At 38.6% G+C, this 25,045-nt stretch carries 16 protein-coding genes; 8 read left to right on the top strand and 8 right to left on the bottom strand.

Annotated elements, in window-relative coordinates:
• Positions 1–3 precede the first annotated feature (3 nt).
• The 6 genes from ACY45D_RS14095 to ACY45D_RS14070 all read right to left on the bottom strand — a co-directional run bounded on the left by ACY45D_RS14095 (position 4) and on the right by ACY45D_RS14070 (position 12,558).
• Positions 4–1,236, bottom strand: coding sequence for a beta-ketoacyl synthase N-terminal-like domain-containing protein (locus ACY45D_RS14095; protein WP_463107293.1), 1,233 nt, complete (start codon positions 1,234–1,236; stop codon positions 4–6).
• Positions 1,237–1,522: 286 nt separating this feature from the next.
• Positions 1,523–5,356, bottom strand: coding sequence for a DUF4132 domain-containing protein (locus ACY45D_RS14090; RefSeq protein ID WP_463107292.1), 3,834 nt, complete (start codon positions 5,354–5,356; stop codon positions 1,523–1,525).
• Positions 5,357–5,473: 117 nt separating this feature from the next.
• Positions 5,474–7,618: a hypothetical protein gene (locus ACY45D_RS14085; RefSeq protein WP_463107291.1), complete on the bottom strand. Its 2,145-nt coding sequence runs from the start codon at positions 7,616–7,618 to the stop codon at positions 5,474–5,476.
• Positions 7,615–8,811 carry a VWA domain-containing protein gene (locus ACY45D_RS14080; RefSeq protein WP_463107290.1) on the bottom strand — a complete coding sequence of 399 codons (1,197 nt, stop codon included), beginning with the start codon at positions 8,809–8,811 and terminating at the stop codon, positions 7,615–7,617. The genes ACY45D_RS14085 and ACY45D_RS14080 overlap by 4 nt, the downstream gene beginning before the upstream one ends.
• Positions 8,804–11,464 carry a DUF5682 family protein gene (locus ACY45D_RS14075; RefSeq protein WP_463107289.1) on the bottom strand — a complete coding sequence of 887 codons (2,661 nt, stop codon included), beginning with the start codon at positions 11,462–11,464 and terminating at the stop codon, positions 8,804–8,806. The genes ACY45D_RS14080 and ACY45D_RS14075 overlap by 8 nt, the downstream gene beginning before the upstream one ends.
• Positions 11,465–11,466: 2 nt before the next feature.
• Positions 11,467–12,558, bottom strand: a complete 1,092-nt coding sequence (locus ACY45D_RS14070) for an ATP-binding protein (protein ID WP_463107288.1) — start codon at positions 12,556–12,558, stop codon at positions 11,467–11,469.
• Positions 12,559–12,795: 237 nt separating this feature from the next.
• Here ACY45D_RS14070 and ACY45D_RS14065 point away from each other — a divergent pair, with 237 nt between their 5' ends.
• The 8 genes from ACY45D_RS14065 (at position 12,796) to rimI (ending at position 23,100) form a co-directional block, all read left to right on the top strand.
• Positions 12,796–14,271 carry an EcsC family protein gene (locus ACY45D_RS14065; protein WP_463107287.1) on the top strand — a complete coding sequence of 492 codons (1,476 nt, stop codon included), beginning with the start codon at positions 12,796–12,798 and terminating at the stop codon, positions 14,269–14,271.
• Positions 14,272–14,418: 147 nt separating this feature from the next.
• Positions 14,419–14,793, top strand: coding sequence for a 30S ribosomal protein S12 (gene rpsL, locus ACY45D_RS14060; RefSeq protein WP_002050319.1), 375 nt, complete (start codon positions 14,419–14,421; stop codon positions 14,791–14,793).
• A gap of 180 nt (positions 14,794–14,973) precedes the next feature.
• Entirely contained in the window at positions 14,974–15,444 is a 471-nt protein-coding gene (gene rpsG, locus ACY45D_RS14055) for a 30S ribosomal protein S7 (RefSeq protein WP_005190966.1), read from the top strand.
• Between the two features lie 190 nt (positions 15,445–15,634).
• Positions 15,635–17,773, top strand: a complete 2,139-nt coding sequence (gene fusA, locus ACY45D_RS14050; protein WP_463107286.1) for an elongation factor G — start codon at positions 15,635–15,637, stop codon at positions 17,771–17,773.
• 93 nt (positions 17,774–17,866) lie between these two features.
• Positions 17,867–19,057, top strand: a complete 1,191-nt coding sequence (gene tuf / locus ACY45D_RS14045) for an elongation factor Tu (protein ID WP_463107285.1) — start codon at positions 17,867–17,869, stop codon at positions 19,055–19,057.
• Positions 19,058–19,585: 528 nt separating this feature from the next.
• Complete coding sequence (locus ACY45D_RS14040; RefSeq protein WP_463107284.1) at positions 19,586–21,076, top strand: flavin-containing monooxygenase; 1,491 nt, start codon at positions 19,586–19,588, stop codon at positions 21,074–21,076.
• A gap of 254 nt (positions 21,077–21,330) precedes the next feature.
• Complete coding sequence (locus tag ACY45D_RS14035; RefSeq protein ID WP_463107283.1) at positions 21,331–22,212, top strand: metal-dependent hydrolase; 882 nt, start codon at positions 21,331–21,333, stop codon at positions 22,210–22,212.
• A 429-nt stretch (positions 22,213–22,641) separates the two neighbouring features.
• Complete coding sequence (rimI, locus tag ACY45D_RS14030; protein ID WP_463107282.1) at positions 22,642–23,100, top strand: ribosomal protein S18-alanine N-acetyltransferase; 459 nt, start codon at positions 22,642–22,644, stop codon at positions 23,098–23,100.
• Positions 23,101–23,462: 362 nt separating this feature from the next.
• Here rimI and ACY45D_RS14025 read toward each other — a convergent pair whose 3' ends face one another.
• Positions 23,463–24,278, bottom strand: coding sequence for an arginyltransferase (locus ACY45D_RS14025; protein WP_463107281.1), 816 nt, complete (start codon positions 24,276–24,278; stop codon positions 23,463–23,465).
• Positions 24,279–24,300: 22 nt separating this feature from the next.
• Positions 24,301–25,032: a leucyl/phenylalanyl-tRNA--protein transferase gene (gene aat, locus ACY45D_RS14020; RefSeq protein ID WP_463107280.1), complete on the bottom strand. Its 732-nt coding sequence runs from the start codon at positions 25,030–25,032 to the stop codon at positions 24,301–24,303.
• Between the last annotated feature and the right edge of the window lie 13 nt (positions 25,033–25,045).

The raw sequence follows: 25,045 nt of genomic DNA, 5'->3' as shown, positions 1-25,045 counted from the left end.
TGCTTAGCCTTCCCATTTTTTGAAAATAAGACAAGCATTTACACCGCCAAAACCGAAACTGTTACTCATCACAGTATTCAATTTTGCGTCACGTTTTTCAAGTACAATATCAAAACCTTTTGCGCCTTCATCCAACTCAGTGACGTTGATGTTTGGTGCAATAAAGTCGTTTTGCATCATCAATACAGAATAGATTGCTTCTTGAACGCCCGCTGCACCTAAGCTATGACCTGTCATTGATTTAGTTGAGCTGAACGCAGGAACTTTACCTTCACCGAAAGCACGTTCCATAGCTTTAAGTTCAGTAATATCACCTGCAGGAGTCGAGGTACCATGTGTGTTGACATAATCGACAGTCTCTACACCATGTTGTTTCGCTTCTTCTAAAGCCATCAAGATGCAACGTGTCGCACCTTCACCTGATGGTGCAACCATGTCTGCACCGTCAGAGTTAGCCGCATAAGCAACAACTTCAGCAAGGATATTTGCACCACGAGCTTGAGCATGTTCAAGGGATTCAAGCACCACGAAACCACCGCCACCCGCAATCACAAAACCATCACGATCAGCTGAATAAGGGCGTGATGCCGTTTCAGGTGTGTCATTATATTTAGAACACAATGCACCCATTGCATCAAACAACAAGCTTTGTGACCAGTGATCTTCTTCACCGCCACCTGCAAGCATTAAATCTTGTTTACCCAATTGAATTAGGTTGTATGCATAACCAATCGCATCGGCAGAAGTTGCACATGCACTGGTAATTGAATGTGCGATACCTTGCATTTTAAATGCAACACCAACGTTTGCCGTAATCGTATTTGACATGTTACGTGGTACGAAGAAAGGACCAATTTTACGTGCGCCTTTTTCTTCTAGAAGTTTGACCATTTCAGCAACAGAAGCCGTTGAGTTACCACCTGAACCACCTGCAATACCATAACGAGGATTGCCACCAATTTGCTCAGGGGTTAAGCCTGCATTTTCAACAGCAGCGAGTGCAGCATTGTAGGCATACATGGCACAAACGCCCATGAAGCGTTTTAATTTACGGTCGATGCCATCAAAATCTTGTTCAGCTGCTGCGCTGACATGGCTTTTGAAATTCAATTCTTCATAAGTAGGATTATGGTGTGTTCCAGAAATACCATTTTGCAAAGAATGTGTTACATCTGCTAGGGAATTACCAATACACGAATTAATACCCATACCCGTAATTACAACACGACGGTTCATGCAAAGTCCTTTATTTATAAATAGGGATACAATGGAGTCATTTAAACGTTTTTAGTTTTCTATCGCAATGGCGAAAGATACTGTTTCGTCACTCAGCTTTCATTCAACTGAAATTTGTATCAAATTTAGTGTAAAGCATGGTCATACTTAGTTTTATTGCTGATTTTAAAACGCATATTTCAGCTATATTTTTAGCTAAAATTAGGCAAAACCATCCATAACACTGATTCATTATAGATGGTTATTGCATGTCAGCACCTAAAAAGGGCTGACACTTTACAAGATTTTACCAAGGTGTTTTCTTTTCCCAGTCAGGGTCAAAGCCATGGGTTGAGTCTGCTATTTTTAAATAATCGGCATAACTTTCAGCCAATAAAATAGGAGGAATTTCTTTGATTGGGAGTTCGTGATTATTCCAAGAGCGACTGCCTTTTTTAGAAAATGCCAACTCATACAGCACAGCAGGGATATTCTCCTCTGGTACATAGCTACCACTAAACGTGATTTCTACATCAATCCCCAATTGTTTAAAGGGTTTGGTATAACGATCAAATGAGCCACCATCTTCAATACTGGCACGTTGGTAACCGAGTTTGGTAATGACACCACGTAAGGTAAAGGTATCGGTTAACCAGCCTTTACGATCGTTAATTTCAGTCACATGATCATTGTCCAGTTTAGGCACATGATGTGTCATCTGCTCAAACAAGAATTTCACTTTATAGTCTTTAAAATGTGCAATCCAAGCTTTGGCTTCATCTTCACCGACTAAAACGGCATGTGAAATTTGAATTTTACTATCATCATTCAGTGTAATTTCATCATCTTCAAGATTGAGTAAAGCGCCATCATCACTCGGTCTAAAGCTGACTTTCTCACCATCGGTTTTGACTTCTAACCATACCAAACGCTGAATTAAACGTTTCATAATAGGATGTTCAAAAATATATTCTTGCCACTCAGCAACATTCCATTGGCGTTCACTACACATCGCTTCGTATAAGCGACCTGTTTGCATATCAACAACTTGCTTAAACTCTTTTTTACTGGTGCTAAATAGAGCTTTGGCTTCTTTAATTAAGCTTTCATCATCGTTTTGACGTGCTGCTGGAAGCGCTTTGATTTCCTTTCCATCTTCATTTCTGAGAATGAATTTGTCTTTATCGTCCACAATCGCTGTAAATTGACGAGAACCGTATTGCAGATTTAGCACGCTATTTTCATCTAAACCAGCGGTTGGAATAGTACGGTCTGCCAGTTCATCACTGCTCCATTGGTTACGTTCTGCAATTTCAGAAACTAAAATATTTGCCAAAGTTTGAACGGAAGCTGTTCTATAGCGGCGTGATAAAGACAGCAGCAGTTGAATAATCAACGGATCATTGCTGAGCGATAATGCACTAATCATGGCTTCAATTTGTGAACGGCGAGGGTAGTGTTGCTTCATGTAATTTTGTAGTTGTTTGACAGCAAAACTCCCTTGTGCATTTACAGTCAAAGCGAGCATACCTTTGCTCTTAATTGCAGAACCTAAGTAAATCGCCAATTGTTCACGTTTAATTTCTTCAATAATTTCTTCTAAACTAATCGTGCCATATCTTCCGTAATATTCAGGGTATTTTTCACCATAACGTTTATACATGTCTCGATAATTGTTTAGTCGAGCTGGTGCTTCTTTAGTCGCATACGCACTCGCTTCATCTAAACTTGGGCTTAACGTATCTTGGTGAATAAAGCTTTGTAATAGATGATTAGCGATGAGCTGTTGACTTTTTGCATCGAGTAACCCGATGTAACGTTGCAACAATTCATTGGCTTTGGGTTTTTTGAGTTTTTCTGCTAAAACCACCCACCATTGAATAATATCAGGATCGACATCGCTGCCATCTTGCCATGTTGCTTTGGGTAAGGTTTTAAAATCAAACCACGTAAAACTTGCTGAAAGTTTGCCTTTTAAACCTTGCTCTGCTTCTTTGAGTAAAACGGCAGGTTTGAGATAAGCGCTAATATCTTCGCCTAATTTTTCCAGTGCGGTGAGTAATGCTGCACGAACCACTTCTTTTTTCTCTTTTTTCAATAATGCATTCAGTGGCTTAATGGCTTCTGGATGTTGCAAACGAGCAAGCCATTCGATTGCTGTAATTCGAATTTCTTGTTTGCCAGATTCAAGTGCTTCTATCGCCCGTTGCTGAATATTTGGAATGTTTTGCAACGCTTGTTGTGCGTCAAAACGTAAACGTTTATTTTCACCCAAAGCAAATTCAAGTAAACGTGGAATAAATTGGCTTGGAATAGAAGGGAAGCACTTTAAAACATAGATCGCATCTGAGGCATTAAATGCCTGATATTGATTTTTCTCCAAAGAAGGAGAAAGCCCAAGCGCTTCCGTCAGAAAGTCCATATTTTCAGTAAAGAACGGCCAAATCTTTTCAGGATCATTGATATATTCAGTTAGACTTGAATAATAAGAAGAACCCATCAAAACGCCTTTGGCAACTTTACGTTTCGGTTCGATAAATTTAGCAATTTCTAAAGCTTGAACCAAGTCTCGTAATTCATATTTGCCATATTCAGCAGGGTTGAGCATGTCAAATAAATTGGCCCAATAAATCCAATCTCGATTTTGATAACCGAGCAAACGTGCTGCATGAACGATGGAAAATTCAGGGTATTTTTTATATTTGTTCTTATAGGTAATAATATTTTCATAACGATGATATTTGATCATCGGCTTATCTTCATTCAGCGCATCAACAGTGGCCAATAAAGTACTTTCTTTGACTTCTTTCAGCTGCTTTAAGCCATCTTTTGCCCAGTGCCGTTTGTACTGTGGTTCTGCTTTATTGTATTCAACCTCATCCAGTAGTGCTTGTTCTGCTTTTTCAAGCAACTCTTTATAATTGTCTAAAATATCCTGTGTGAAACTTTGCGGAATTTTTTCGATAATCAACGGTGTTCTTTCTGGAATATCAAAGTGTTGTATTTGATCTGCTGAATCAACGGATTGCAGTCGTTGAATCGCCATTTGTAGGTTTTGTTGTACAGACTTTTGTTTTTCTTGCGCTAAAGCCTGTTCTAAAATTTCTAAATTCTCGACACCTAAACGCGCCAATAAATCTGCTGAAAAACCACGTTCTTGACTTGATCCTTCACGTAAGAATTCACCTAAATATTGTTGATTATCATGGATATTTAATTGAGCAAGTAAACTGGTGGCTAATGTACGAATTGTTTTGGATTTTCCAACAGCCAGTTTTACAATTAAATCAGGGATTTGAATCAATAAATCTTTCTTTTCAGCAATATATTCCAAGAATGTTTCTTGTCCAGTGACTGAAAGTGTGGGAATGGCTTGTCTTAACTGGTCAAGGCGAGCGGTTATATATGCCTGACAATCTTTAATTTCTAAAATGCGATGGAAGTTTGCACGGTGATAACTATCTACTTGTTTACGTTCAAATAAATAGGCGAGTAACTCTTCACCTAAACCTTGTTGGTCATATTCAAGTAATTGTCTAAACTGTTCAAGTGATAAATTATTTTTAATTTCTTTGGCTGGATCTGCTTCAGAAAACTTTCTATTTTCAAACATGATGATGTAGATATCGATCGTCAGATAAATAAACCATGCAGGCATTTTGTCGTATAAGTTTTTAAAGTTTCTTTGTTGGGTTGAAGCTTCCAAGACTTTTGCAAAACGAATGATTTGTGCAGCATCTAAATATTCAAACATTTTCCCATAGAATTGACGGCGAGCTTGAAGTGAGTTTTCTGCAAGTTTATTTTGCTTTTTATCAAGCTGAATATTGCCCCAGTACCAACCATAGGTACCTGGTTTTCCTAAAAGAAGGAGCGCTTTTTCATCAGGTAATTGATTTAATTTAAGTAACACATCCGGGTTGTCACCTTCAACGATAAACGCCAAAACTTCCTTGTGTAAGTCTTGTTCAATTTCAGCCAAGGGTAAGAATATTTTATAGAGTGCTTCGACTTTTTTTTGGAAGTCCTCATTATATTGGTCAACGCTTTCTTGGGTTTTTGTTTCTATTGTTTTAGTTGCTTCTTTATTCTCTGATTTGGAAAATAAAGATTCAATTTTTGAAAATAATTGATTGAACATAATGATTTCCTAAAGTGACAAAATGCCATGACTTCAATATTAGATTTAAAATTTCACTTGGTTATTCATCAAAATTATAGAGAAACTTAAACAAATTTAAATGTCGAAAATAATCTATCACGACATAATTTGACCTTCTAAAATTATCCGTTGATTTAAGCGTTGTAGTTGTAATAAAACGTGTCGCCATTTGAGTAAATGTGTGGCTAAGTTATTTTTAGCAAGATTGAACCTTAAACTATATGCAATAAAATCAAGACCTAAATCTGAAAACTGCTGTGCAATATTTTGGATTTTATGTAAATCCTCTTGATCAACTACAGCACGCCCAGTATTGGCATAAAATTCTAAAAGTGTCTGAATTTCGATGACTAAAAGATCAATTGCAGAATAGTTTTGATGGTTCTTCCATTGTTTCTTTTCGGCTAAAAGTTTTTCAAAACGGCCTGTGATTAACTCAGCTAATGTGCTTTTCTTTTGTATTGGATAATCATAGTCCAAACTAAATATTTTTAAGCCTTTTGTTGTGTCTAAAAACACACTGCATGGAGTCAATTGAATCGCTTTTGTCGTTGTATCGATTCGGATCAAACTTGCGACAATTTTATCGTTTTGAATCAACTGGGTTAAATGTTTGATACGTGCACGATATTCAGGTTCAATGGGTATCGATAATTTAACAGCAATACCTTGCTCATCAACCACACGATATTCAAAACTTTGTTCAAATTCATTTAAATCAGGCGCTGAAATACTGTTGTGACGTAGTAATACATAACGAGACTTGGGTGGCTCTAAACTAGAGTGTGGTGTAATCAACGCCTGTAAGTCGTGCCATTTAGAAACACCGATATTCAATTGATCAAGATCGGCTTTTGTAAGATCACTGACTAAACCTTTCTGTATAAAACGAGTCTCACTACTTGCACTCAATAATGTCTCTGAACTGGCTTTCGCATCGATCAATTCAAGTTGATGTTGCAGTAAATAACTCAGTGAACTTCCCCAAATTCCTGTGGCAGCTGCACTATGCATATCAAAAGTACGATCTAAATGGTTGGCACGGGCTTGAGTAACTTCTTTGAGTTGATTTTGACTGGTATCCCAAAAACATACGGTTAAGCCACGCGCACCACTTTCTGTATTCCACCATTCACAACCTAGTGGAATCAGATGCTCAACCGTTTCCTGTTGATAATCACGCTGAACTGAACCACGTAATTTTGTCAGTGCTTTTGTTTGTAGTTCTGGAGCGAGGCGTTGAACCTCAGACAATGCCACTAAATACGCATATAAATATGCAATTTGATTGAAGATTTGTTGCTCTTCGATTTGGACATTATTTTCTAAAAACTGTTGCATCGTGCCATGTAAAGTACGTAATACACCTCCAAGTCGTGGCAAACTTTGTGCACGAGCCTGCATATTATAAATGTGTAATGCCATCACAGATTCTTTAGCAAGGTGCGAAAGTCCTTGTTGAATAAAACTTTCACAAATAGTTTTTAATTCATCAATAAATTCAAGGTCATCAGTTGAAAGTTGATGCTCTGCACCTTGTTCGTGTTGTGTAGTATCAATTGACCATTGCCATGTTTCAGGACGTTGCTTAAGCCATAAATAAGCAATACAGGCTAAATGTCCTGCAATTTTCTGCTTATCTGGAATATCCGAAAGCATGCCTTCAAAACCTGCTGTAGGGTAGAGCAGCACTTTGTTTGGGCTTAAATCGCTAAGGAAACTAATTTTTTCAGCTTGAATATCAAATGTACAAAGCGTTTGATTGGATTGCCAATTTTGCACAAATTCATAAGCAAGGCGAACATTGGCTTTGCCAGCTTTTTTTTGTATTTTGGTATGATCAAATTCTAAAATAAGATCTAAAGCACTTTTTGTATTTTCAATCGCTTGTGCTGCTGAAATATTTGTATTTTGATCTTGAAGCTCATGCTGAGAGGTTTGCTCGATATTGTCAGTTTGTATGGCTGATTCACTAAAAACAGCTATATTGTCCTGAATCCATAAAATACTGCTTAAAATATGCTTACAGCTACCTTGTGCAGAGCAGTTACAAGTGGCTTTTGTGATGCCTTCATTGGGCAATTTAACTTCACACTCTTCAACTTTAAATAACAGCTCAGTCGTATTTTGCGATAGCAATTCAACCTCAGCCAAAGCTTTGCGTGCTCGTCTTAATAAGCCTGCATTGCTGTGCATGGTGAGGCTATCTTCATCATATTGGGTATAAATTTGCCAACTCATTGCATCACCTCTGCAAACCATGTTGCCAAATGCTCTGGTGTCATAGCAGCGATTTGCATTCCACGTTCTTGAAGTTTTTGTGCCATATTCATGTCATAGACAGGATTTGCAGCTTGATCCAGTGCAGCAAGCCCTAAAAGTTTGCAGCCTTGTTGGTTGAGCTGACTGGTTATATTCAACATCTGTTGAACGGATGCACCCTCTTCAAAATCACTGATTAAAACCAAAATACTACGATTCGGTTGTTTGATTTTGCTTTGACAATATTGCAGTGCCTGCCCGATATTGGTTCCACCGCCCAATTGTATGGTCAATAAAACTTCGACAGGGTCGTGAGCTAAATGACTCAAATCGACGATTTGTGTATCAAATAAAACCAGACTGATCTTGACCGCAGGCAGTGCAGCTAAAATACTGGCACAGACCGCTGCATACATGACAGAATCAAGCATAGAGCCACTTTGGTCAACGCATAACACAATTTCCCAAGGCAAATGCTTTTGCACACGTGCGTTAAAATAAGGGGTTTGAATAATCAGTTTTTGTAATTCAGGCTGATAATTTTTGAGGTTGGCTTGAATGGTTTTTTTCCAGTCAAAATTCTGTGCTTGTTTGATATGCGAACGTTTAAAACGATTTCGACGACCTTGTAAGGCTTGTAAAAATTGTGAACGGACTTTTTGCAGCAACTCTTCTACGACTTTTTGGATCAACTCTCGAATCGCATCTTTCATTTCATTGCTTAAACGACCTCGCATACTCAGCAATGCCTTTGCGATGGCAGGATTCGGTTCAAGTTGTCGCACATGCTCTGGATTTTTGAGTAATTCTGTCAATTGATAACGTTCAATCGCTTGTTTTTGCATGCGCTCAAATGTCGATTTGGGAAAAAGTTTTCGACTTTGATTGAGCCAATTGATGGCATTCAGTTGCGATGCTTCTAAGCCACCATGTCTATTTTTACCTTGTTCAATGCCACGACGCTTATATTCATTTTGATATAAATAATCCAGATTACGTTCAAGCTTTAATTGGTCACTATATAAGGTCGCAGCAGATAAGTTTTGATCTGCGTAACGACCTAACATTAAGCGCCAACGCCGAGCTTGATCCATTTGATCAAGAGCTGTTGGCGATTCATTGTTTGTATCTTTATTTTCAATCGTATTTTGATCAGGAAGCAATTTACTCATTGTCTGCTCCTTGAGCATTTAGAATCTGAGCATCTTGAATATGTTGATTTGTCTTAGAATCGCTGTCGTTTGAGCTTTCCAGTATCCATTGATCTAAATGGTCATATTCAAATAAGGTACGTAATTGTTGATTAAGCTGAACGCCTTGTAATAGGTCTTTTTCACCAATATGGCTGAGCACTTGATCTAAAATTGCTTCATCACCCAATCCTGTCATTTGAGCAATGATTTTAGACACTTTACTGCTTTGTTTGGGGGTAAGTTGACTGAAGATATAACGCATATCCGGTAGGATTTGGATAAAAGTCTCTTCTGACCAATGTGTAACCAGTTGATATAATGCATCAATTGCAACTTTGGATTGCACAAAAATTTCAGGTGCGATGAAGAACATTCCATGTAAATATTGCACAGATTCTTCAGACTCACTGCCGATTGCAAAGGCGAGTTTAAGCTGCTGTTGCAATTGATTTTGTTCAATTCGATGGTCTAAAAATTGTAAAACATGAATTGCGCCTTTAAGTTGATTCAGGTGAAATTCATTGATTTTATTCATATCAATTTGTGCATACATCAAATCTAATAAATCTAAATGTTGTGTATCGAATATTGGGTGATTGAATGGAATATTATGCTGTTTTAGATTTAAAATTAATTCATGTAAGGTTTTGAGGTTTTTTAAATTGCTTTCAATTTTTTCTTCATGTGTATCGTAAAGTTGATCCAATAGAAAGCAGGCTTGATACACAGCAAAATTTAAACTATGCGCAACAGCATGTTCAGGCAGATTTAACAACTTTCGAGCATGCCATAAATAATAAAGTTGCTGAGCAGCATCAATCACAGAAGTCAAATTTTGATCTGTTTCAAGATAAGCATCCAGTTGTTGATTGAGTAATTGTAAATGCTGTTTTAAACCTAAACGGCAGGCTAAGGCCAACAGTTTTGCTGTTTCATATGCAGATTGACCAAGACCATTCTGTTCATTGTCTTGTTGTAATTTGATGATTTTTAGCAGAGCAATCTGTTCAAGTTGATTGCCCATTTCAGCCAGTTCAATCAAACGTGCTTCTACACTCGGTGTCCATGCATAGCGCCATTCTTCAAACAATAAATCCAAACTTGCGCCATGCACAAAATCTGGCCCTGAGAGTCGCTGTGCAAAGTGACAATCGACAAACTCCAGTAAATGCAAATATTGGCTGATGTTTTGATGTAATGGCTTACGGTAAATATCCAGTTTACGATTGCGTAGAATCGTATCATTTAGATTAAAACGGAAATCTTTAATTTGTTGATAGGTATTCTGTAAAAGTGCAGGACTATGTTGATGACTTGCGACTTTTCCAAGTTGTTGACCACTTAAAAATTTGAAAATACAGCTAAACAAATGATGCTGACCATCTTCAATTTCGCCCTTAATTAAAGCCGCTTGCAAGGCATCTAATAGGTCATAACGACTCGGTTGATAATGCCCTCGAAGCATTGCCAATTGCCAAGCCAATTCAGCTGTATTTTTTAAGGCAATATACGGTGTCACGTCTAAGGCTTGTTCTTGCGCTAGAAAATGGCAGAGTTCATTTAAATATTGAAAGAAGTTAAATTGAATTTGTTCAGATGTTTGTGGATGGTTTTGATTTAAATTTTGCCAAATATGTTGATAATAAGCTGGCGAGGGCATACCTGATGCATAACCATTTAAAGCATCTAAACGATCAAAGCTATAACGAATCAACCATGCCTGTTCTTGCCAGTTTTGTTTTTGATCTTTGACAATAAAACGTTCAGCTTTTTGAGGATTGGCTAAGTTTTCAACCAATGCAAGGGTATGAAAACCGCCTGTAACCACTAAAATTTTATGATCAGGGTGAATGGTGTCCTGAATGCAATTCCACATGACATCTTCACGGTGTAATGATGCTTCTTGCAACAGTACATCTTTTTCATAATCTAATCGTGCTAAAGAACACCATGCAAAAACATCATCAAAAAAGATATCAGGTTTGGCTAAAGACTCAGTCTGTTGCAGTTCGAACAAATGATCCCAAAGTTCATCATGATTTCGACAGTGCATTTTCAAAGCCAGTTCTTGAATATACTGACTATGTGCAAAATAACGCTCAGACATGAGGCTTTTTTGTTGCCAATCCAAATCAGGTTGTTCAGTTTTCAATGCACTTTGTTTTGCCCAAGCTAAATCAATAAATTTAACGTTTGCTTGAATGTTTTTAGCCTGTTGAATCGCAACCCACTCTGGTGAATATTCACAAAACGGAAAATAGGCTGAAAATAATTCGGGCAGTGCTTCGGTTTCATCCTCATCATCCTTGGTTTTTTGCTTTGAGGATGCTTTGGGATTGAGTGGTTGTTTATGTAGAGGTTGGGCTTGCGCAAAGATCGCAATCGGTGGTTGCGTTTCTATATCTTGTAGGCTTTCGATTAAAAATTCAAAGCTTGTTGGTGCTTCAATTAAAATATGGGTGGGTTGTATTTCATCAATATATTTTTTTAACGCATAGGCGCAAGCAGGACTGTGATGGCGAATCGGTGCAAAATAAATATTCTGTTCTGCTAACTTTTGTTTGAGCTGAAACGCCTGTTTTAATCGTGCAGGCATTTCACCAAATACATCATTTTGAGCCTGTTGTTGCATGATCAAAACTCACGACTTGCATCAAAAAAAGCTTTCCAATCGGCGTCTTTGCGTGCGCGTTCTTTAGCAACTGTATCAAGATAATATCGCATGCGTTTAGCATCATCAGGATTGTCTTTAAACACCACGCCAATCAACTGTTGTGCAATATGATCTGCTTTTAATTTACCATCACTCAAATAAATCGCTTGTAAACTCGCTGCATGTGCAATATTGACGGCTTCCGCAGTAGACATTACGGCATCAGGTGTTTTTAACGTTGCACCTTGTAAGCTTTGTCCAGTCCTGAGTTCATTAAATACAGTGACTAAAAGTTCGATCACTTCAGGGCGAATTTGGATTTCAGTATATAAGTCAGCAAGTTGTTGTTTGAGTTGTAATCCAACTAGCTCAATCTCAAACTGGCGATCACGGATTGGTTTGACTGTTTCGAAGTTAAAACGGCGTTTGAGTGCAGCAGACATTTCATGTACGCCACGATCTCTTAAGTTGGCTGTAGCAATGATGTTAAAGCCTTGTGTTGCCTGCAAACTAAAGTCTTGACCCATTTCAGGGATCATCATTTGCTTCTCAGACAGTAAGGAAACAAGGACATCCTGAATTTCAGGCGGACAACGAGTAATTTCTTCAAAACGTGCCAATTGCCCATTTTTCATGGCATGAAATAAAGGCGAGGGGATTAACGACTTATCGGTCGGGCCTTCCGATAAAAGCAGCGCATAATTCCATGAATATTTAATATGATCTTCTGTCGTACCTGCTGTACCTTGGATGGTGAGTTGAGAATTTCCTGAAATTGCAGCACTAAATAATTCAGAAAGCATCGATTTAGCCGTACCCGGCTCACCGACTAACATCAAACCTTGATTGCCCATCAACGTCACCAATGCACGATCGACCAGTGCATCATCACCATAAAATTTCTTTTGGATTTCTAATTTGGCATCGCCCAAAATAAAGGTACGCACAGCATAAGCAGAAAGTTGCCATCCAGCGGGTTTTCTATGCTTATCTTGTTCTTTTAAACGTGAAAGTTCTGCTTGATATTTTTGTTCAGAAGTTTGTTTTATCTGAGTGCGAATATTTTCTATCATTTTAAATAAATTCAAAAAACTAAAGTCTAAATTTATCTTAGTGAATAAAAATACAAATGCAAAGTTAGTATTTACGCTACTGCGACAAATTGTGTCACAAAGAACAACAGTAAAAAAAACAACAGTAAATGTTTAAAATTTTTACTTCTTTAACCAATCAAAACAGATTACAGTGGATAACGAGTGCAACAATACCGATGATTTTGTATAGAAATATAAATGGGTGAGCAAAAGATTATGTCTGATTCGAAGAATAAACAACGTGGTGGTTTGATCTCTAACGCTTTTGGTATGGCGAAAAAGCTGGGTGAAACAGGGCTTGATATGATCAATCATGTTGCACCAGGTTCGGTGAGTAAGTTAGTGCAAAACCCTAAAGATGAAAAAGTGATTCAAGGCTTTGCCAAAGAGAAAACTGCATTTGAACCGAAAAAATACGAGAATCCTCAACAAATGATGCGTGAACATTTGCCCAGTGTCACAGGTAAGTTGTTAGGCAAACATTATAAAAAGATTAACAATGTTGCTGCTTTTATTTCCCCTGATTTGAACGATAAATTGTCAGATTACCTTTTTGATAAATTGAATGATTTTGTTTCTGAGTGGAGTTCAGTAGAGGCGTTATTAAAAGAAGTTGGTGCAAAAAACCTAACTGAATTGGCGAATGATCCTGCGCGGTCAAAACGAATTAGTACTGCAATTGCCAATCAAAATAAAATTATTGCTGCGATTCAAGGCACATTAACAGGTGCTGTAGGCGGTATAGGTGCAATTATTGATGTTCCGACTTCACTTGCACTTGCTTTAAGAAGTATTTATCAAACAGGTCGAGCACATGGTTTTGAGTTAAATCTTCAAGATCAAGCAGTCGTTGAATATATTTTTAAGCAAATTGATTTAGGTTCAGTTGCGGAAAAACAAGCGTTGATGGCAGCCATTCGTGCATTTACTGGCGTGATGGAAACACATAATGTGACTCAATTGCAGCAACTTTTAGGTTCTGGTAATGATATTGAATTACTTAAAAAGTGGATTGCCAATGATGATGGTTCATTTAAATTAAATTGGATGAATAACTTACCACAATTGGGTTTGCTTTCTCGTTTAACACCATTGGCAACCATGGGAATAAGTGCAGTTTATAGTTGGAAATTGGTTGAAGATGCAACTGATCAGGCAGAGCTTGTTTTCTCAGGTGCGCAAAATTATTTATTACAACATTCGAATGCACAAATCAGTGTCTTAGACGCTTATGAGAAATCCGTAGAGTTGTTATCTCAAGCCAGCCCTTTATTGTTAAATGATATTTCTGTGCAAGACCGTCATCAAAATCAGCATGCAGAGCTGAGCGCAATTGATGAATCAGTACAAACATCGACTGAGAATGACAGCATTAAACAAGTTGCAGTCCAAGTAAAAACAACAGCAACTGAACAGAAGCCACAAATTGAGCAAGAAGTTCAGCAAGGTATTCAATCACTTGCAGATACGCATGTGCAAGAAAAGGCCGAAGTTAAACCGACTCAAACCAAGCCTCGTCGTACTGCTCCAAAAAAGACGGCGGCGACAGCAGTACAGCCTGAAGTGAAAAATCAAGCTACAGCAAAAACTGTAACAAAAAAGCGCGCACCTGCAAAACCTAAGGCAGTCACAGCAAAAACAGAAAAGCTAAATAATGAAGCGATTGATAAATCAGGAAATAATGCTGAGTAAAATTGTTTGAAATTTGAGTTAAAAGATCGGATGGTCAATATTTGACGGTATGTTGAATGTTGACCATTTTTACTTCTTGGCTTACAATTGCATGCCCTCAAAAAGTGGTACTTTTTTGAGGCTTTTTATTAACGGGAGAATTGCCATATGGCAACAACAAATCAGTTGATCCGCAAGGGTCGTACGACTTTGGTTGAAAAATCAAAAGTTCCTGCGTTAAAGGCTTGTCCACAACGCCGTGGTGTTTGTACACGTGTTTATACAACCACACCTAAAAAACCTAACTCAGCAATGCGTAAAGTTTGCCGTGTTCGCTTAACTTCAGGTTTCGAAGTTTCAAGCTATATCGGTGGTGAAGGTCATAACCTACAAGAGCACAGTGTTGTTCTTATCCGTGGTGGTCGTGTTAAAGACTTACCGGGTGTACGTTACCATACCGTTCGTGGTTCTTTGGACTGTGCTGGTGTTAAAGATCGTAACCAGTCTCGTTCAAAATACGGTACTAAACGTCCTAAGAAATAATTCGTTAAGAATTAGCTTCTTTAGACAATAGAACCGCAATCCTTTATCGTCTCGCTTGTCTGATTTCTGCATTTAATTTTGTGAAATTCAAGCGACGTGTAGTAAGGCCAGTGAATAGCACACGACACTTTGTGCTCATGCTGGATAAACCTGAAGTGTCATATTTATAGGTAGTTTAAAATGCCAAGACGTCGCGTAGTCGCTGCTCGTGAAATCCTTCCGGATCCGAAGTTCAGTAGCCAAACAATCGCTAAATTCATGAACCACGTAATGCAAGATGGTAAAAAATCGATTGCAGAAAGTATCGTTTACGGTGCTTTAGATCGCGTTCAAGAAAAAAACAAAGTAGACCCAGTTGAATTTTTCGAGACTACTCTTGAAAAAGTTCGTCCTATGGTCGAAGTAAAAGCACGCCGTGTTGGTGGTGCTACTTATCAAGTACCTATGGAAGTGCGCCCATCCCGTCGTACTGCCCTAGCTATGCGTTGGTTAGTAGATGCTGCTGCTAAGCGTTCTGAAAAAACTATGGCGTTACGTCTTGCTGGTGAGTTGCTAGATGCAGCTGAAGGTAAAGGCTCAGCGATCAAAAAACGTGAAGATGTGCACCGTATGGCTGAAGCCAACAAAGCCTTCTCTCACTACCGCTTCTAAGCGGCTAAAACAGTCCCTAATCAGGAGAATACTCATGCGTATTGCAGCTCGATTTAACATCGCCCTCTACTCTAGTGGGGGATTCGCGGGAATTTAAGTTGTCCTTAAATTCGTATTGAGTATCCGTACGCATCAATAAGTTATTGATGCGTCCTGTTTTAAACAACAAAATTTAGGAATGCAAGAAATCATGGCTCGTCAAACCCCAATTTCTCGTTATCGTAACATTGGTATTTCTGCACATATTGATGCGGGTAAAACTACAACGACTGAACGTATCTTGTTCTACACAGGTGTATCTCACAAAATTGGTGAAGTACATGATGGTGCAGCAACAATGGACTGGATGGAGCAAGAGCAAGAACGTGGTATTACCATCACTTCTGCTGCGACGACTACATTCTGGTCAGGTATGAGTAAGCAGTTCCCTGAACACCGTATCAACGTAATTGATACTCCGGGACACGTAGACTTCACAATCGAAGTTGAACGTTCTATGCGTGTTCTTGATGGTGCGTGTATGGTTTACTGTGCTGTAGGTGGTGTTCAACCTCAGTCTGAAACTGTATGGCGTCAAGCGAACAAATACCAAGTACCTCGTTTAGCATTCGTGAACAAGATGGACCGTACTGGTGCAAACTTCTTCCGCGTTGTTGAACAAATGAAGACTCGTCTTGGTGCGCATCCTGTACCAGTGGTTATTCCAATTGGTGCTGAAGAAGATTTCCTAGGTGTAATCGACTTGATCGAAATGAAAGCGATCATTTGGGATGAAGCTTCACAAGGTATGCAGTTCGAATACGGTGAAATTCCAGCTGAACTTCAAGCTTCTGCTGAAGAATGGCGTACAAACATGGTTGAAGCTGCTGCTGAAGCTTCTGAAGAGTTAATGGATGAATACCTTAACAATGGCGATTTGAACAAAGAGCAAATCGTTAATGGTTTACGTGTTCAAACTTTGGCTTGTCAAATTCAACCAATGCTTTGTGGTACAGCGTTCAAAAACAAAGGTGTTCAACGTATGTTGGATGCTGTAATTGAATTCTTACCATCGCCTACAGAAGTTAAAGCAATCGAAGGTGTACTTGACGATAAAGCTGAAACTAAAGCGATTCGTGAAGCATCTGACGAAGCTCCGTTCTCTGCGTTAGCGTTCAAAATCATGAACGACAAATTCGTAGGTAACTTGACTTTCGTACGTGTTTACTCGGGTGTTCTTAAACAAGGTGATTCTGTTTATAACCCAGTTAAATCTAAACGTGAACGTATTGGTCGTATCGTGCAAATGCACGCAAACGATCGTCAAGACGTTGAAGAAATCCGTGCGGGTGATATCGCTGCGTGTGTAGGTCTTAAAGACGTAACTACTGGTGATACACTTTGTGATGAGAAAAACATCATCACTTTAGAGCGTATGGAATTCCCTGAGCCAGTAATTGCACTTGCAGTTGAACCAAAAACTAAAGCAGACCAAGAAAAAATGTCGATTGCTTTAGGTCGTTTGGCGAAAGAAGATCCATCGTTCCGTGTTCGCACAGACGAAGAATCTGGTCAAACAATTATTGCTGGTATGGGTGAGCTTCACCTTGACATCATCGTTGACCGTATGAAACGTGAATTTAACGTTGAAGCGAACATTGGTAAACCAATGGTTGCTTACCGCGAAACGATTAAGAAATCTGTTGAGCAAGAAGGTAAGTTCGTACGTCAAACAGGTGGTAAAGGTAAATTCGGTCATGTATATGTTCGTTTAGAGCCTATGGATGTTGAAGAAGCTGGTAAAGAATACCAATTCGTTGAAGAAGTTGTAGGTGGTGTTGTACCTAAAGAATTCTTCGGCGCGGTTGACAAAGGTATTCAAGAACGTATGAAGAATGGTGTATTGGCTGGTTACCCTGTTGTGGGTATCAAAGCGACATTATTTGATGGTTCTTACCATGATGTCGATTCTGACGAATTATCGTTCAAAATGGCAGGTTCTTACGCATTCCGTGATGGTTTCATGAAAGCAGATCCTATCTTGCTTGAACCAATCATGAAAGTTGAAGTAGAAACTCCTGAAGACTACATGGGCGATATCATGGGTGACTTAAACCGTCGCCGTGGTATGGTTCAAGGTATGGACGATCTTCCTGGCGGTACTAAAGCAATTCGTGCTGAAGTTCCACTTGCTGAGATGTTTGGTTACGCGACTCAAATGCGTTCTATGTCTCAAGGTCGTGCGACATACTCTATGGAATTTGCTAAATATGCTGAAACTCCACGTAACGTGGCTGAAGGCATCATTTCTAAATTCCAGTCTGGCGGTAAAAAAGGTGACGACGAGTAATCTTTCGATTACTATAAGCCCAAACTAATTCATAGTTAAAAACCAAATGCTCATGCAGTGACCCTGCATGAGTAGTTTAAAAAGGAAGCTCTCATGGCTAAGGCTAAGTTTGAACGTAATAAGCCACACGTAAACGTGGGTACAATTGGTCACGTTGACCATGGTAAAACAACTTTAACTGCTGCAATTGCAACAATCTGTGCAAAAACTTACGGCGGTGAAGCGAAAGACTACGCAGCAATCGACTCTGCACCAGAAGAAAAAGCACGTGGTATTACAATTAATACTTCACACGTAGAATACGATTCTCCAATTCGTCACTACGCGCACGTAGACTGCCCAGGACACGCCGATTATGTTAAAAACATGATCACTGGTGCTGCTCAGATGGACGGTGCGATCCTTGTATGTGCTGCGACTGATGGTCCAATGCCACAAACACGTGAACACATCCTTCTTTCTCGCCAAGTAGGTGTACCTTACATCCTAGTATTCCTGAACAAGTGTGACCTTGTTGATGATGAAGAATTACTAGAATTAGTAGAAATGGAAGTTCGTGAACTTCTTTCTACTTATGACTTCCCAGGTGATGACACACCTATCATCCGTGGTTCAGCACTTGCTGCACTTAATGGTGATGCTGGTCAATATGGCGAATCTGCAGTACTTTCACTTGTTGAAGCACTTGATTCTTATATTCCAGAACCAGAACGTGCGATCGACAAAGCATTCTTAATGCCAATCGAAGACGTATTCTCTATTTCAGGTCGTGGTACAGTAGTAACAGGTCGTGTAGAGTCTGGTATTGTTAAAGTAGGCGAAGAAGTAGAAATCGTTGGTATTAAAGATACAGTTAAAACAACTGTAACTGGCGTAGAAATGTTCCGTAAATTGCTTGACGAAGGTCGTGCAGGCGAGAACTGTGGTGTACTTTTACGTGGTACTAAGCGTGAAGACGTACAACGTGGTCAAGTACTTGCTAAACCAGGTACAATCAAGCCACACACTAAATTCGATGCGGAAGTATATGTACTTTCAAAAGAAGAAGGTGGTCGTCATACTCCATTCCTTAACGGTTACCGTCCGCAGTTCTATTTCCGTACAACTGACGTAACTGGTGCAATCCAATTACAAGACGGCGTTGAAATGGTTATGCCAGGTGACAACGTTGAAATGTCAGTAGAATTGATTCACCCAATCGCAATGGACCCAGGTCTACGTTTTGCGATCCGTGAAGGTGGTCGTACAGTAGGTGCTGGTGTTGTTGCGAAAGTAACTCTATAAGCCCTTATGTATAAAAAAACGCCCCTCTGGGGCGTTTTTTTATAGCTTTGGTTTTTCTACTCAAATAAATTAGATTGAAACATAGATTCAAGACCTGCCTAAAATCAGTTAAGCAGTATAAAAATTTCACTAAAATTGAGTAAAAAAGCTGAGCACTTTGTTGTCGCTAACTATGCTGTTTAACAGAAACAATATATCAATGAATATCTTGAAAATATTGAATATGTTACTCCAAAATAAGAAGAATTCATTTTAAAAAACGGTACCTTGGTCCTGCCATAAATATTTGCAGTGGTGAAATAAAAATCGTTTTGTTTAAACTATTTCCATATCATTTTATAAAGTTTAAATAATTAATATTATTAAAAATCAATATTTTATATTGTATTTATCCACCAAATTAACCATTCTGTAGGTATGAATTCGCATGTCTCATAGAGTTAAATATATGTCTCATAAAGTCAAGTTTAAACTGGGATTATCGATAATATTTAAGTTATCCAAAGAACAAAGATAGGGATATTTAAAATGAACATGGAATATGATGTGGTGATTATTGGTGCAGGACTGTCTGGAATTGGCATGGGATGTCAGCTTTCACAGCAGAATCCGAATCAATCTTATACGATCTTAGAGCGTAGACAGTCTTTAGGTGGTACGTGGGATTTGTTCCGCTATCCTGGGATTCGTTCGGATTCAGATGTGATTAGTTTTGGTTTTAAATTTAGTCCGTGGAATAGCAATAAAGTGCTGGCGGCAGGTGAATCGATCAAGCAATATTTACAAGAAACTGCGCAAAAATTTGGTGTGGATAAAAAAATTCGCTATGGTATTAAAATCATCTCTGCAAATTTTTCAACGGAAACAAATCGTTGGACTGTAGATGCCATTGATGAGTCTAATGGTAAAGCATGCCAATTTACCTGTAATTTTTTGATCACTGCAACGGGCTATTATAACCATGATCAGGGATATACGCCGAAATTTGAAGGTGTAGAAAACTATAAGGGACGTATTGTTCATCCACAACACTGGCCAGAAAATTTAGATTATAAGAATAAACAAGTTGTTGTGATTGGAAGTGGTGCAACGGCTGTCACTTTGATTCCTGCAATGGCCAATGATACCGCACATATCACCATGCTTCAGCGTTCACCAAGCTATGTGATTAATGTACCTAATACGGACAAATTGGTAGATGCTTGTAGACGCGTGTTATCAGAAGAATTGGTTTATAAAATTTTCCGTAAACGTAATATCTTTATGCAGCGTGGCATTTATAAATTATCACGTCGGTTCCCTAAACAAATGCGTTCATTCTTACTTTCAGGTGCGCAGAAAGAGTTAGGTGGCCAATGTGATATGGAGCATTTTACGCCGACTTATATGCCTTGGGATGAGCGTTTATGTGCTATTCCTGACAATGATTTATTCAAAGTCATTCGTGATGGTAAGGCATCTGTTGTGACCGATCAAATTGAGCGTTTTACTGAAACAGGTATTTTACTTCAATCTGGTAAAACGCTTGAAGCCGATATCATTGTGACGGCAACGGGTCTTGAATTGCAAATGTTGGGCGGTATCGAAATCGCAGTGGATGGCGTGCAAATCAAAGCAAATGAGAAAATGAGCTATAAGGGGGTATTGATTGAGGATGCTCCAAATTTTGCTTATTTATTTGGTTATACCAATGCACCTTGGACGCTAAAAATTGATCTAGCTTGTGACTATATTTGCCGTTTACTGAATGAGATGGATATTCGTCAAATGGCTGTCGTTAAAGCTGTTGCACCAGCGAATGAGAGTACAGGTCATAGTATTGTTCACGGTATGCAGTCTGGTTATATACAGCGTGGTGATTGGGTATTACCTCGTCAAGGTCAATCTTCTGAATGGTTTGTAAGCCATAATTTAGAGAAAGATACTGAAATATACAGCCAGCCTATAGAGAGTCGTAACTTGGTTTGGTCTGCGGCAACACAACAGCCGAAAGCCAAAGCAAAAATAAAAGTCGCCTAAGTTTTATGTGGATCCGGCTCATATGCATTTATGGGCCTTAGTAATGAATAAAATTAAGTCAATATTAAGCTTAAGTTATGATTTTTAAACATCAATAAAATTGTTCGACAATTTCACTCTAAAGCTGTCCTTAACTGATATTTGTATGACCTAAATTGCACTTATTACATTTTAATAAAGACGTAATATAACAATTAAGAAAAACAAACATAAAGTTTTGTGTACTGAAAAGTACGCTAAAAGGAGCAACAGCAATGAATGCTAAAGTGAATATTTCCAACCGTGCAGGTGCATCATTCCCAGTACGTCGCATGAATTTTGATTTCGATCAAGTTCCAGAATATTGGGTGAGTGGTTCAGCAGGTTTAACTCACTTTATGACGGCTTTATCTGCACTATTTCCAGATGGCGAAAAATTATTTATTGATTCAGTCCGTGCTGTACGTTATCACCCTGCCATTAAAGACAATGAAAAACTGCAAAAAGAAATCAGTGCTTTTATTGGTCAAGAGGCAATGCATACCCAAGAACATGTTAACTTCAATGCTTCAGCCCAAAAATATGGGCATGACATTGAAACCTTGGAACGCAGAACAGGTGTGGTCATCCAAACAGGACGTAAGTTATTTGCTAAATTGGTTAAACCATTTGGTATGACTCAAGAAATGGTAGATTTGACTGCGACAACAGCACTTGAACATTTTACCGCGACAATTGCTTCAGAATTACTGCGTAATCCGCATATTCAAGAATTGATGAAAGACCAGACCATGCAATATATGTGGTTATGGCATGCGGTAGAAGAAAATGAACATAAAGCCGTTGCCTACGATGTTTATGAAGAAATTTTTGGGCGCGGCGTAAAAGCATATGCGTTACGTAATACCGCATTAGTTGTTGCGATGATATTGATAGGGTTAACGCAAACATCATTTGTTTTACGTTTACTCAAGCAAGATGGTAAGCTGAATTTGAAAGAATTAGGTATGATTTATAAATATGCCTACAGCCCATCGAAAGGGATCATTGCAGGAATGGCGGGCGAGATGCTGGCATATTTTAAACCTGGCTTTCATCCAAATGATTTAGATACTGTTGCGTTGTTGGAGAAATGGAAAACCAAATTAGGTATCTAACGTCAGTTCGGGATAAATTCTGATGTAAGTTATTGAAAAGATAAATCATGCACAGCGGAGTCTTACCGTTTAAAGTCAAATGCAAGGATTAACCTTCGGTTCGACCTGAGAGGTATTACCTCGCAAGGCTTTCGGGAAAAGTAGGCAAAACCATTTGTCAGTCGCCAACTCGACAGATACTATCTAGTCCCTAATATATCGCAAAAACAGTATATTACAGATGTAGTCCTGCCTCGAACAATGCGACTGACGTTTCCGCGTATCATATAGTTGAGAATATACTTATCTCGAGTTCAGGTTATCTAATATTTTAAATTGATGGTTGACCATGTGTTCGTTTTGAAGAGAGCAACAATCGTTGCTCTTTTTATTAGACATCTTTTGATAATTTCTTATAATTCATTTTTTATTTTAAGTTGATGAACGAAGATGATTCGTTTAATGCAAGCTTCCGATGTGCAAATTGTCGTTGAAATTGAAAACTTGGTGCAAAGTCACCCGTGGACAAAAAAACAATTTGAAGAATCAATCGATGGTTATTTGGCTACAGTGATTGAGCAAGATCATCAAGTTGTTGGCTTTTGTATTTTACAGCCTGTTTTAGATGAGGCGAATTTGTTATTGATGGCAATTCATCCGAGTCAGCAGGGCAAAGGTTTGGGTTTTAAGCTTTTAGATGAATCGATTGCATTACTCAAAAATAATCCTGTGCAAATTTTTCTTGAAGTACGTGAGTCAAATCAAGCGGCAATCGCTTTATATGAAAAGGCAGAATTTCATCAAATTGATTTAAGAAGAAATTATTATCCTAAAAAAGAGGGTGGTCGTGAACATGCCATTATCATGGTCAAAACCTGCGGTGATGATTTTTCTCAGTTGTTTAAGTAGTTGTATTTAAATTAACCTGAACTCGAGATAAGTATATTCTCAACTATATGATACGCGGAAACGTCAGTCGCATTGTTCGAGGCAGGACTACATCTGTAATATACTGTTTTTGCGATATATTAGGGACTAGATAGTATCTGTCGAGTTGGCGACTGACAAATGGTTTTGCCTACTTTTCCCGAAAGCCTTGCGAGGTAATACCTCTCAGGTCGAACCGAAGGTTAATCCTTACATTTGACTTTAAACGGTAAGACTCCGTTGTGCATGATCTATCTTTTCAATAACTTACATCAGAATTTATCCCGAACTGACGTTAAATTAAAGTAAAAATCTTAAAGCAAAATCAAAGCTAAAAAAGCCGATTATTTGATAATCGGCTCGTTCCATTCAGAAGGTAGTGTAGTCATCAGCATGTCTCCCAATTGTTGAATCTCTTGCGCTTCTAAATGGCGGTTAATACGTCGCCATTGACCATCTAATAGAAGTTCAAAAGGTGCATATTGAGATTTGTAATTCATTTTATTGGAGTGTGGAACCCAATAGCCTAAATACACATAATCTAAGTTAAGTGATTGCACATATTCGATTTGTTTTAACACCGCAAAAACACCCAATGAGCGTTTGTTTTCATCTGGATCGAAAAAAGTATAAACAGCAGATACGCCATCATCTAATTGATCACAAGTTGAAACACTAATCAGTCGGTCATCTTTCCACAATTCTAAGAAGAAGCTATCGGTACAACTGTGGATTAAAAATTTCTCAAATTGATCATAGCTAGGCGGAAACATATCTCCATCTGCATGCCGTTCAAGAATGTAGCGTTCATAAAGCTGATAATGTATTTGAGTGGCTTGTTGGGTTGGAATAATTTTAACGGTTAAGTCTTGATTGCGTTTCCATGCTTTTTTCTGGGCACTACTCATTTTAAATTCGGCAACAGGCACACGGCAGGAGAGGCACTGTCGGCAAAGATGACACTCTGGACGATAAACGAAATCACCACTGCGTCTAAAGCCAACCCTAGACAGTTCAGAAAGTGTGACCACGTCTATTCGTTGAATAGGATCAAGAAAGACCATTCTTGCAGATTTATTTTCCAAATAACTACAATCATGGGGTGGTGTAATATAGTACTGTAAGTCGTTTAACAGGGACTTGGGATGATACGAATTCATAAATCATGTCCCTCCTTTATTTTCATTCCATTAAATGCGAAAAATTCGCTATTGTTTTACTTGAAAATACACGCTCTTGATAACTTTTCCAATCTATAGGGGGCTGTTTTATTACATCTTGTAACGATTTAAGGTATTCCTGACGAGAAAGTGTACAAGCACCGAGGCTGATGAGGTGATCATTGACCAATTGACAATCAATCCAAGGTAAATGATTTTCTCGACCAATCAACATTAATGTATAAAAAGCCATTTTGGATACGTCAGTTTGCGTACTAAACATAGATTCACCAAAACAGCCATGACCAATAGTGACGCCATATAGTCCACCAACGATGGTATTTTGATCCCAAACTTCAACGCTGTATGCATAACCTGCTTCGAATAAATCACAATATCCTTGGATAATATCCTCAGAAATCCATGTTTCATCTGCATAGCTACGTGGCATCGCGCAAGAACGAATGACTGTTTCAAAGTTACGATTGATGGTAATCGCATAGTCAAACTTCTTCATATTGCGCAGCAAAGATTTACTGGGTTGATAATCATTCGGACGGATAATACAGCGTGGTTCAGGACTCCACCAACAGATGGGTTCACCTTCTGAAAACCATGGGAATAACCCATGGGTATATGCTTCATAAAGCGTGGGCGCTGTTAAATCTGCACCAATGCAAATAAGACCTTGTTCATCTGGATCAGCTTCAACTGGATCTGGAAATATAAATTGTGAAAGAGGAAGTTGACTCACGTTGCATCATCAA

It is taken from the genome of Acinetobacter sp. BZX-2, from assembly GCF_055179795.1.
This window is presented reverse-complemented; position numbering and strand designations above follow the sequence as displayed.